This window comes from Aeromicrobium sp., from assembly GCF_036676885.1.
In the GTDB taxonomy this organism is placed as follows: domain Bacteria; phylum Actinomycetota; class Actinomycetes; order Propionibacteriales; family Nocardioidaceae; genus Aeromicrobium.
On record NZ_JAKFCB010000107.1, the window covers coordinates 1 to 9,953 of the forward strand.

Here is a 9,953-nt window from a genome sequence, read left to right on the forward strand (position 1 = left end):
GAACGTGCTCCTCGCCGAGGCCAAGGTGCCGTACGACATCGCGCTCGAGATGGACGAGATCAACGACGACTTCGACGGCACGTCGGTCGTGCTGGTCATCGGCGCCAACGACACCGTCAACCCCGCCGCGACCGAGGACCCGACCAGCCCCATCGCCGGCATGCCGGTGCTGCGGGTGTGGGAAGCCGACAACGTCGTGGTGTTCAAGCGGTCGATGGCCGCGGGCTACGCCGGCGTGCAGAACCCGCTGTTCTTCCGCGAGAACGCCCAGATGCTGTTCGGCGACGCCAAGGACCGGGTCGAGGACATCCTGCGCGAGCTCTGAGCCCGCGCATCGTGACGCCTGAGGTCACCATTCGTTAGGTATGTCGACCCGATCCTTTGGAGGACCAGTGGACAAGCCCGAGTACGACCGGCCGGAAGACAAGGAAACGACGGGCAGCAAGGCCCTGGTGTTCCTGGTCCTGGCGATCGTCGTCGTCGCGATCTTCTACTTCGGCATCTACCGCTGATACCCGGGCGCGGCTCCTTCGTCGCCGCTCACTCCCGGCACTCGCTGGCGCTCGCGCCGGGCCGGGTGTCGGGCTTCGCCCGACCCTTGGTCGGTAGCTAGCCGACGACGCCGTACAAGCGATCGCCGGCGTCGCCCAATCCCGGGACGATGTAGCCGAGGTCGTTGAGCTTCTCGTCGAGCCCTGCCGTCACGAGGGTGACCGGTACGTCGATCGCGGCGAGCTCGGACTCGAGGCGAGCGATGCCCTCAGGCGCCGCGAGCAAGGTGATCGCGGTGATGTGGTCGGCGCCGCGCTGGACCAGGAAGTCGATCGCCGCGGCCAGCGTGCCGCCGGTCGCGAGCATGGGGTCGAGCACGTAGCACTGACGTCCGGTCAGGTCGTCGGGGAGCCGTTCGGCATACGTGACGGCCTCGAGCGTCTCCTCGTTGCGGACCATGCCGAGGAACCCGACCTCCGCCGTCGGCAGCAGCCGCTGCATGCCCTCGAGCATGCCGAGTCCGGCGCGCAGGATCGGCACGACGAGCGGTGTGGGATGCGAGAGCCGTACGCCCTGGGCAGCCGCCACCGGGGTCTGGACGTCGACCGTCTCCACGCGCACGTCGCGGGTGGCTTCGTACGCCAGCAGCGTGACGAGCTCGTCGGCGAGCCGCCGGAAGGTCGGTGAGTCGGTGCGTTCGTCGCGAAGCACCGTCAGCTTGTGCGAGATCAACGGGTGGTCGGCGACGTGTACCTGCATGTCAGCAGACTAGCGGTGCCCATGGCACGTCTGTCACCATCGCAGGAGAGCCCCGTCCGACAAGGAGGTGCAGCATGGCAGAAGACGATGTCGACTTCGCCGTCGCCGCCTACCGTGACGAGGGCGAGTGGCAGGTCGTCGAGCTCAAGCCGAGCCTCGGCGAGGATGTCGAGGAGCTCAGCGACGCCCTGGCCCGGTTCCCCTCCGAGGTCGGCGTGCTCGGGCTGGTGTCGATGAACGACGACTTCTTCGTGATCCTGCGCCGCTCCGGCACCCAGGTGCGCGCGATGCTGTCGGACGTCACGGCGGTCACGGACTGGCCGCTCGCGGGCGGTGTCGCCGACCTCCTCGACCTGCCGAACCCCGACGACGAGGACGAGCCGCAGGCCGCCGGGGATCTCGAGCTCCTGAGCGACCTCGGCATGCCGGCGTTGGATCTCGGCGTGCTGTGTGACGACGACGACCTCTACCCCGACGACATCCTGCGCGATGTCGCCGACCGGCTGGGATTCGGCGAAGAGTTCGAAGCCGTCATCGGGTGACGTACGAGAGCGAGATGGAGGAGGCGCTGCGTCTCGCCGCCTCCTGCCTGGCCGACGGTGACGTGCCGGTCGGTGCTGTCGTCATCGACCGCGGCGGCATCGTCATCGGGTATGGACGCAACACCCGTGAGCGTGACGGCGACCCGACCGGCCACGCCGAGATCGTGGCGATCCGGGAGGCCGCGCGGGTTCATGGCGAGTGGCGGCTCGAGGGCTGCACGCTCGTCGTGACGCTCGAGCCGTGCACGATGTGTGCCGGTGCGATCGTCGCTGCGCGTCTTGAAAGGCTGGTCTTCGGCGCGTTCGACGACAAGGCCGGCGCGGTCGGCTCGCTGTGGGACGTCGTACGCGACCGTCGCCTCAACCACCGCCCCGAGGTCGTCAGCGGCGTGCTCGCCGAGCAGTCCACCGCGATGCTTCAAGAGTTCTTCGCAGGTCACCGGAAGGCATGAGCAGCGGGGGAATACCGCTCATGCTAATCTAGTTGAACATTCAACAGGACCATGGAGCGGTCCTGGCGAAGGAGAAGCAGATGACCAGCATGCAGTTCGGACTCTTCACGGTCGGTGACGTCACGCCCGATCCGACGAACGGCACGGTGCCGACCGAGCACGAGCGCATCAAGAACACGATTGCGATCGCCAAGAAGGCCGAGGAGATCGGCCTCGACGTGTTCGCGACCGGCGAGCACCACAACCCGCCGTTCGTGCCGTCCTCGCCGACGACCACGTTGGCGTACATCGCCGCGCAGACCGAGAAGCTGATCCTCTCGACGTCGACGACGCTGATCACGACCAACGACCCGGTCAAGATCGCCGAGGACTACTCGACTCTGCAGCACCTCGCCGACGGCCGCCTCGACCTCATGCTGGGTCGCGGCAACACCGCGCCGGTCTATCCCTGGTTCGGCTATGACGGCACCAAGGCCGTCGAGCTGACGATCGAGCACTACCAGCTGCTGCGCCGCCTCTGGGACGAGGAGGTCGTCGACTGGGAGGGCAAGTTCCGTACGCCGTTGCAGGGTTTCACCGCGACCCCGCGCCCGCTCGACGGTGTCCCGCCGTTCGTGTGGCACGGAAGCATCCGTACGCCCGAGGTCGCCGAGCTCGCCGCGTTCTACGGCGACGGCTACTTCGCGAACAACATCTTCTGGCCCAAGGAGCACTACATCCGGCTGATCAACTTCTACCGGCAGCGCTACCAGCACTACGGCCACGGCGAGCCGGAGCAGGCGATCGTCGGGCTCGGCGGCCAGTTCTTCATCCGCAAGAACAGCCAGGACGCCGTGCGCGAGTTCCGCCCGTACTTCGACAACGCCCCGGTCTACGGTCATGGGCCCTCGCTCGAGGACTTCACGGCGCAGACGCCGTTGACGGTGGGCAGCCCGCAGGAGTTCGTCGAGAAGACCCTGACGTTCGCGGACTACTTCGGCGACTACCAGCGCCAGCTGTTCCTCGTCGACCACGCGGGACTGCCGGTCAAGATCGTCCTCGAGCAGCTCGATCTGCTCGGCGAGGTGCTGCCGACGTTGCGCGCCGAATTCGACGCGCGCCGGCCGGCGAACGTACCGGATGCCCCGACGCACGCCGCGCGCGTGGCGGCCCGGAATGCGGCGGACGCGGCGGCTGTTGACACGGAGGGCTCGTCCCTCGAGCCCGTCGAAAGGACGAACGCATGACGAAGATCGTGGCGATCTCGGCCGGACTGAGCGACCCGTCGACGACGCGTATGCTCGCGGACCGGCTGGTCGAGTCCGTCGAGCAACAGTCCGGCGACGTGTCGGTGGAGATCGTGTCCCTGCGCGAGCTGGCCCACGACATCACGGACGCGACGCTGACCGGGTTCGCGCCGCCGCGGCTGCAGGACGTGATCGACAAGATCGTCGCGGCCGACGGCCTGATCGCGGTCACGCCGATCTTCAAGGCGTCCTACCCGGGGCTGTTCAAGTCGTTCATCGACGTGCTCGAGGCCGACGCGCTGATCGGCAAGCCCGTGCTCCTCGCGGCGACCGGCGGCACCGCGCGCCACTCGCTCGCGATCGATCACGCGCTGCGGCCGCTGTTCGCCTACCTGCAGGCGCTCGTCGTGCCGACGGGTGTGTTCGCATCGCCGTACGACTGGGGCACCGAGGGCACGAACGCGCTGATCCAGCGGGTCGACCGGGCCGCCGGCGAGCTCGTCAGCCTGCTCAAGGGTGCCGGCACGGGCCGCGGACCGTCCGACGACATCGACCTGTTCAGCGACACCTTCCTCTCGATCTCCCAACCCTCTGCCTGAACCCCGGGCGGTGACTTAGCGTCCAATCGCGCGGTCGGACAGGACGCCAAGTCACCGCCCGAGATGGCGCGAGGCAGCCCGAGACGGCGCGAGGCAGCCCGAGACGGCGCGAGGTCAGAGCAGGGCGCCGTCGACCACGAGGTCGGCGGCGCTTCTGCGTGCGATGACGCGGCGGGCGTTGGCCTCGTCGACCTGCGCGACCCATGAGGCGGCTTCGGGCTCGGGCTTGCCGAACCTGACGTGGCGACGCACGAGCCGCCCGACGCGGACGCTGTCGTCGATGTCGATGAACCAAGTCTCGTCGAGCGCGGCGCGCACCGCCGGCCACGCTCCCTCGTCGTCGAGCAGGTAGTTGCCCTCGGTCACGACGATCCGGTCCTGCGGCCGTACGGTGATGGCGCCCGCGATCGGCTGTTCGAGGGTGCGCTCGAAGTCGGGGGCGAGGACGTCGTGGTCGAGCTCGATGCGCAGCCGCCTCAGGAGGGCGAGATAGCCGTGGGCGTCGAACGTCTCGATCGCGCCCTTGCGGTCGAGGAGGCCGCGTTCGATCAGCGCGGCATCCGCCAGGTGGAAGCCGTCCATCGGCACGTGGGCGACCGCGAGGCCGTCAGCCCGCAGGCGCTGGACGAGGGCCGCCGCGAGGGTGGTCTTGCCGGCACCGGGCGCGCCGGTGATGCCCAGCAGCACGCGACGGTCGTCGCCCGTCAGGCCGATCGCGCGGTCGGCAAGGTCATCGAGCAGGTCGGAGTCCACCAGAGCAGGCTAGCCAGCGGTGGCGTCGAGGACGCGCAGGATGTTGTCGCCCATGAGCTTGGCGAGGTCGAGGCTGGACCAGCCGCGCTCGGCGAGCCGGTCGATCAGCACGGCGTGACCCGTGACGTCGCCCATGCCGTCGGGGAATGCCGCGACGCCGTCGTAGTCGCTGCCGAGGCCGATGTGGTCGACGCCGGCCACCTCGCGGGCGTGCTCGACGTGCGCGACGACATCGTCGACGGTCGTACGCGGTGCCGGCCCCGAGCGATCCCCGAAGGACCAGTCGGCCGAGTCCTGGTTCACGAAGTACGGGACGTACGCGACCATGATGACGCCGCCGTTGCCGGCCAGCCGCTCGAGGACGTCGTCGGGCACGTTGCGCGGATGGTCGGTGACCGCCCGGCACGACGAGTGGCTGAAGATCACCGGCGAGGTCGACACGTCGAGCGCGTCGCGCATCGTCGTCGCGGCGACGTGCGAGAGGTCGACGAGCATGCCGAGCCGGTTCATCTCGGCGACAACCTCGCGGCCGAAGTCGGTCAGCCCGCCGTGCACCGGGTCGTCGGTCGCGGAGTCGGCCCACGGCGTGTTGTCGTTGTGGGTCAGCGTCATGTAGCGCACGCCGAGCCGGGCGAAGTCGCGCAGCACCGCGAGCGACCCGTCGATGCTGTGCCCGCCCTCGGCGCCGAGCAGCGACGCGATGCGCCCGGCGCGCCACGCCCGCCGCACGTCGTCGCCACTCCAGGCGTACGAGAGCGACTCGGGGTAGCGGGCGATCAGCCGGTGGACGAAGTCGATCTGCTCCAGCGTGTAGGTCACGGCGTCGGCGCCCTGCTGCTCACACGGCGCGTAGACCGACCAGAACTGCGCGCCGACACCGCCACGACGCAGGCGCGGGATGTCGGTCTGGAAGACGTCGGACCGGTCGCGGTCGAGGCCGTCGACGGAGTACGCGACCTGGTCGCGCGCCTCCCACGCGAGGTCGTTGTGCCCGTCGACCAGCGGCGCGAGGCTCAGCGCCTCGATCGCCGCCTGCTGCCCGACGAGGACGGAGGAGCGGTCAGTCACGGTAGAGACCCAGCTCCGACGCGAGTCGCTGGCGTTCGGCGAACCGCCGGTTGGCGCCCTTCGCGCTGGCGGTCGACAGGGTCGCGAGGAGGTCGATGACCAGCGCGACGACCGGTGGCGACACCTCGGGCGTCTCGGGGTGCATGCTCAGGTCATCGTCGACGTGGGCATAGCCGGCGGTGTCGTCGGGGCCGATCACGATCACCTCGGTCGCCCGCTCCGCGAGCGGGTTGCTGTCGGAGTCGGTGATCAGCACGAGCGAGCCGCCGGCGTCGACGAACGGCAGGGCCGTGTCGATCGTGTAGCTGCGGAAGCGGCGGAACGACAGCACGATCATGACGTCGCTCGCGCGTACGTCCGACAGGATGTCGAGCGGCCGCACGATCGTGCCGTCGACCAACGTGACCTGGGCCAGCGAGTTGCTGAGCTTGGCGGCGAGCAGCGAGGCGTACGTGAACGAGGTGGCCGCGCCGAGCACGAACCGGCGCCGGGCCCCGGTGATGCGGGCGGCAGCAGCCTCGACCATGGGGTCGGAGAGCGCCCACTCGAGGCCGGCCTCGAACTCCTGGCGGTGCGCGTCGATCAGCCGCGACTTCAGGATCGTGGCCGAGCGAGGCGCTCGGCTGGTGTCGGGACGCTCGCTCATTGGTCCAGCCTTCCTGACGACGTGACATTGTGCGAGAGCGGGGCCTCTGTGGGTGCGAGCTGCAGCGCGGGAGCCTCGTCGGCGCGCAGGACGCCGCGCACGCCCAGCGGGATGCTGTGGGCGCCGCGGCCGTGCCCGAACCCGAGCTCGCCGACGATGGGTATGCCGAGGGGTTCGAGCAGCTCGAGGCACAGGTCGTGGATCTCCTCGACCGGCGAGCACTTGGCCCAGCTGCCGAGCGCGATTCCGGTGACGCCGTCGAACCAGCCGGACCGGAGCAGCGTGTGGAGGTAGCCGTCGATCCGGTACGTCGACTCGGCGTAGTCCTCGAGCAGGGCGATGCAGCCGCGGTTGTCGAGCGGCGGGCGGGCGCGGGCACCGGTGGTCGTCGACAGCAGCGAGAGGTTGCCGCCGATGAGCCGGCCCTCGGCGCGACCTTCGACAAGGCTGACCGCCCGGGGCGACGTCCACTCGCGCACCGAGTCCGGGTCGAGCACGGCGGTGCGCAGGGCGTCGCGGGCCACCTCGTCGTCGACCATGACATGCGTGCTGAGCATCGGGGTGAACCAGGTCGCCACGCCGAGCTGTTCGCGCATCCACTCGTGGAGCGCCGTGATGTCCGAGCTGCCGAAGAGCGGCTTGGGCTCGGCGGCCGCCATGGCATTGCGGTCGAGCAGGTCGAGGATGCGCACCGCGCCGTAGCCCCCTCGGATGCAGAAGATCCCGGCGATGTCGGGGTCGCACCAGGCCTGCTGGACGTCGTCGGCGCGTACGCGGTCGTCGCCCGACAGGTAGTCGGCGCGTACGTGGACCGCGGTCGCACTGGGGTAGGTGGCGTGGTGCAGCCCCCAGGACTCGACGAGGTCGATCGCGGTGGCCAGCAGCTCTGCGGGTGCCGGGCCGGCGGGCGCGATGAGCGCGACCCGGTCGCCGGGCAGGACCTGTTCCATCGGACCATTCTCGACGATGCGGCCCTGGTGCATCACGACGACGCCGGCGCTGGCCGCCGGACTGGTCAGGAGGGCCGAGCCGATGTCAGGCCCGATCGTGATGCACAGTGGGCTTGATGATGTGTTTCGCAGATCCGCGCACATCCGCCATCGCCTGAGGAGGAGCCTGTCGTGGCCGAACTCCCGGACGTCGTCTCCTTGCTGCAGACCCTGCTGAGGTTCGACACCACCAACCGCGCGCCCGGCGACGCCGAAGGCGAGCTGTCGGCGGCCGGTTGGATCCACGACCAGCTCAAGCTCGCGGGCCTCGAGCCCGTGCTGCTGGCCCGCGACGACGCCCCACACCGGGCCAATGTCGTGGTGCGGGTCGGCGGCACCGACCCGTCCCTGGAGGGCCTGCTGGTGCACGCGCACCTCGACGTCGTGCCGGCCGAGCCCGAGCAGTGGAGCTTCGACCCGTTCGGCGGCGACGTGGCCGACGGGTACGTCATGGGCCGCGGCGCGATGGACATGAAGGACATGTGCGCCATGACGCTGGCCGTGCTGCTCGACTGGGCGGCGACGGGCGAACGACCGCGCCGCGATGTCGTCGTCGCGTTCGTGGCGGACGAGGAGACCGATGGGGCATACGGCGCCCAGTGGCTGGTCGAGGCGCACCCCGAGCTGTTCGCCGGCGTGGCCGTCGGCATCGGCGAGTCCGGCGGCGTGGTCGAGGAGTTTCCCGGCGTCGACGGCGAGCCCGTACGCCTGGCCCGGATCGCGGCCGGCGAGCGCGGCACGCTGCACCTTCGCCTCACCGCGACTGGCCGCTCCGGGCATGCCGCGCGCCCCGTCGGGGGCAGCGCGGTGTTAGCCCTGGTCGACGCGCTGCACCGCATCGGTCACCACGACTGGCCGCTGCACGTGTCGCCGCTGGTCAGGGCGCAGCTCGAGCAGACCGCCGCCGCGCTCGGCCGCAAGGCCGATCTGACGACCGACGAGGGTGTCATGCGTACGATCACCGAGCTCGGCGACGCTGCGGACGTCGCGAGGTTCACGGTCCGCGCCTCGACGACGCCGACGGTCGTGCGCGCGGGCTACAAGGTCAACGTCATCCCCGGCCTCGCCGAGGCGGAGATCGACGTACGCTGCCCGCCAGGGTTCGAGGACGAGCTCCTCGCCGCGCTGCCGGCGCTCGTCGGCGACGACGTCGTGTTCGAGCACTCGGTACGCGAGCCGTCGGTGCAGGCGCCGATCGACGGCCCGTGGTTCGCCGCCATGGTCGCCTCGATCCGGCACGTCGACCCCGACGCGGTGGTGGTCCCGGGTTGCCTCGGTGGTGGCACCGACGCCAAGGCGTTCAGCTCGCTCGGCATCGCCTGCTACGGCTTCGCGCCCGCGACGGCCGACCCCGAGGGCCGCCAACGGTCGGGCATACACGGGGTCGATGAGCGGGTGCCGGTGTCGTCGCTTCTCGGTGGCCTGGGGATCCTCAGGCACTTCCTCGCTACCGTGTGATCCGTGGACCTTCCTCGGCTGTTCGCAGACGTCGAGTGGTCGGTGTGTGTGCGGGACGCGGCCACGTCCGAGGTGCTGGCGGCTGAGGAGCCCGACCTGGTGCTGCGCACCGCGAGTATCGGCAAGCTGTTCCTGCTGATCGAGATCGCGCGGCAGGCTTCCGCCGGTGAGCTCGACCTCGGCGAGGAGCTCACGCGCTCCGACGACGACGCCGTCGCCGACTCCGGCCTGTGGTACCTGATGCAGCGTGACACGTTCACGATCGACGACCTCTGCTGGCTCATCGGTGGGTTCAGCGACAACCTCGCGACCAACGTCCTCGTCCGCCGCATCGGCATCGAGGCGGTCACCGCGACGTCGACGTCGCTGGGCTTCGTACGTTCCGCGCTGATCGACCGGGTCCGCGACGACCGCGGGCTCGACGACCCGTGGACGCTCTCATCCGGAGCCGCCGACGAGCTGTCCGACCTCATGGCGCGCCTGCACCGCGGTGAGATCGTCTCGCCGGAGGTGAGCGCCCGCGTGCTCGGCTGGATCGCCGCCAACACCGACCTGTCGATGGTGGCGTCGGCGTTCGGCCTGGACCCGCTGGCGCACACCGACCCCGATCGCGGCGTCACGCTGGTCAACAAGACCGGGACCATCAGCACGGTTCGAGCCGATGTCGGTGTCGCCGCCACGTCCGCAGCCGCGGTGGCGTACGCGGTGGTGGCGAGCTGGCCCGACGACGCAGCGCGGGACCCGCGCGACCGGGTCCTCGCCGACATGGCGGCGATCGGCGCCGCGATCCGCAGCTACATCGGCGCCTGACGGCCGGGGCGGGTCCGGATTCGGCCAGCGCGCGGCCTTCCGGTAACCTCGTCCGCGGTGGCGTGTCCGAGCGGCCGAAGGTGCATCACTCGAAATGATGTGTGGGCTCAAACCCACCGTGGGTTCAAATCCCACCGCCACCGCACGATGAAGACCCCC

General features: G+C 70.1%; 12 protein-coding genes and 1 tRNA gene. 8 read left to right on the top strand and 5 right to left on the bottom strand.

Translation table 11 applies throughout. The annotated features are described in order from the left end of the window. The coding region (locus V6M46_RS05345; protein ID WP_332662744.1) for an NAD(P)(+) transhydrogenase (Re/Si-specific) subunit beta at positions 1-325 on the top strand (325 nt) is incomplete at its 5' end. Between the two features lie 284 nt (positions 326-609). Here the strand turns inward: V6M46_RS05345 and upp are convergent. Beyond that, positions 610-1,251, bottom strand: coding sequence for a uracil phosphoribosyltransferase (upp, locus tag V6M46_RS05350; RefSeq protein ID WP_332662745.1), 642 nt, complete (start codon positions 1,249-1,251; stop codon positions 610-612). A gap of 74 nt (positions 1,252-1,325) precedes the next feature. Here upp and V6M46_RS05355 point away from each other — a divergent pair, with 74 nt between their 5' ends. The 4 genes from V6M46_RS05355 to V6M46_RS05370 all read left to right on the top strand — a co-directional run bounded on the left by V6M46_RS05355 (position 1,326) and on the right by V6M46_RS05370 (position 4,070). Continuing rightward, positions 1,326-1,793, top strand: a complete 468-nt coding sequence (locus V6M46_RS05355; protein ID WP_332662746.1) for a tRNA adenosine deaminase-associated protein — start codon at positions 1,326-1,328, stop codon at positions 1,791-1,793. Positions 1,794-1,807: 14 nt separating this feature from the next. Continuing rightward, entirely contained in the window at positions 1,808-2,245 is a 438-nt protein-coding gene (locus V6M46_RS05360; protein WP_332662754.1) for a nucleoside deaminase, read from the top strand. Positions 2,246-2,334: 89 nt separating this feature from the next. After that, positions 2,335-3,471, top strand: a complete 1,137-nt coding sequence (locus V6M46_RS05365; protein ID WP_332662755.1) for an LLM class flavin-dependent oxidoreductase — start codon at positions 2,335-2,337, stop codon at positions 3,469-3,471. After that, on the top strand, positions 3,468-4,070 hold the full coding sequence (locus V6M46_RS05370) for an FMN reductase (RefSeq protein WP_332662747.1): 603 nt from the start codon (positions 3,468-3,470) through the stop codon (positions 4,068-4,070). The genes V6M46_RS05365 and V6M46_RS05370 overlap by 4 nt, the downstream gene beginning before the upstream one ends. A 114-nt stretch (positions 4,071-4,184) precedes the next feature. Here the strand turns inward: V6M46_RS05370 and V6M46_RS05375 are convergent, their stop codons facing one another. The 4 genes from V6M46_RS05375 to V6M46_RS05390 are packed head-to-tail and all read right to left on the bottom strand — an operon-like array spanning position 4,185 to position 7,487. Continuing rightward, positions 4,185-4,823, bottom strand: coding sequence for a nucleoside/nucleotide kinase family protein (locus V6M46_RS05375; RefSeq protein ID WP_332662748.1), 639 nt, complete (start codon positions 4,821-4,823; stop codon positions 4,185-4,187). A 9-nt stretch (positions 4,824-4,832) separates the two neighbouring features. Next, the gene (locus V6M46_RS05380; RefSeq protein ID WP_332662749.1) at positions 4,833-5,891 is read right to left on the bottom strand and encodes a dipeptidase; all 1,059 of its coding nucleotides are present in this window, start codon (positions 5,889-5,891) and stop codon (positions 4,833-4,835) included. After that, the gene (locus tag V6M46_RS05385; protein ID WP_332662750.1) at positions 5,884-6,537 is read right to left on the bottom strand and encodes a MurR/RpiR family transcriptional regulator; all 654 of its coding nucleotides are present in this window, start codon (positions 6,535-6,537) and stop codon (positions 5,884-5,886) included. Before V6M46_RS05385 ends, V6M46_RS05380 begins: the two co-directional genes overlap by 8 nt. Further along, positions 6,534-7,487, bottom strand: a complete 954-nt coding sequence (locus V6M46_RS05390; RefSeq protein ID WP_332662751.1) for a S66 peptidase family protein — start codon at positions 7,485-7,487, stop codon at positions 6,534-6,536. Before V6M46_RS05390 ends, V6M46_RS05385 begins: the two co-directional genes overlap by 4 nt. A gap of 171 nt (positions 7,488-7,658) precedes the next feature. Here V6M46_RS05390 and V6M46_RS05395 point away from each other — a divergent pair, with 171 nt between their 5' ends. The 3 genes from V6M46_RS05395 to V6M46_RS05405 all read left to right on the top strand — a co-directional run bounded on the left by V6M46_RS05395 (position 7,659) and on the right by V6M46_RS05405 (position 9,937). Then, positions 7,659-8,984, top strand: coding sequence for a M20/M25/M40 family metallo-hydrolase (locus V6M46_RS05395; protein ID WP_332662752.1), 1,326 nt, complete (start codon positions 7,659-7,661; stop codon positions 8,982-8,984). A gap of 3 nt (positions 8,985-8,987) precedes the next feature. After that, positions 8,988-9,794, top strand: a complete 807-nt coding sequence (locus V6M46_RS05400; RefSeq protein ID WP_332662753.1) for a serine hydrolase — start codon at positions 8,988-8,990, stop codon at positions 9,792-9,794. Positions 9,795-9,850: 56 nt separating this feature from the next. Then, positions 9,851-9,937: transfer RNA gene (locus V6M46_RS05405), tRNA-Ser, on the top strand. Positions 9,938-9,953: the final 16 nt, after the last annotated feature.

What these genes read in the sequence shown, in the direction of transcription:
- upp (WP_332662745.1), bottom strand. Translation starts at nt 1,251, where the DNA reads ATGCAGGTACACGTCGCCGACCACCCGTTGATCTCGCACAAGCTGACG.
- V6M46_RS05355 (WP_332662746.1), top strand. Translation starts at nt 1,326, where the DNA reads ATGGCAGAAGACGATGTCGACTTCGCCGTCGCCGCCTACCGTGACGAG.
- V6M46_RS05360 (WP_332662754.1), top strand. Translation starts at nt 1,808, where the DNA reads ATGGAGGAGGCGCTGCGTCTCGCCGCCTCCTGCCTGGCCGACGGTGAC.
- V6M46_RS05365 (WP_332662755.1), top strand. Translation starts at nt 2,335, where the DNA reads ATGCAGTTCGGACTCTTCACGGTCGGTGACGTCACGCCCGATCCGACG.
- V6M46_RS05370 (WP_332662747.1), top strand. Translation starts at nt 3,468, where the DNA reads ATGACGAAGATCGTGGCGATCTCGGCCGGACTGAGCGACCCGTCGACG.
- V6M46_RS05385 (WP_332662750.1), bottom strand. Translation starts at nt 6,537, where the DNA reads ATGAGCGAGCGTCCCGACACCAGCCGAGCGCCTCGCTCGGCCACGATC.
- V6M46_RS05390 (WP_332662751.1), bottom strand. Translation starts at nt 7,487, where the DNA reads ATGGAACAGGTCCTGCCCGGCGACCGGGTCGCGCTCATCGCGCCCGCC.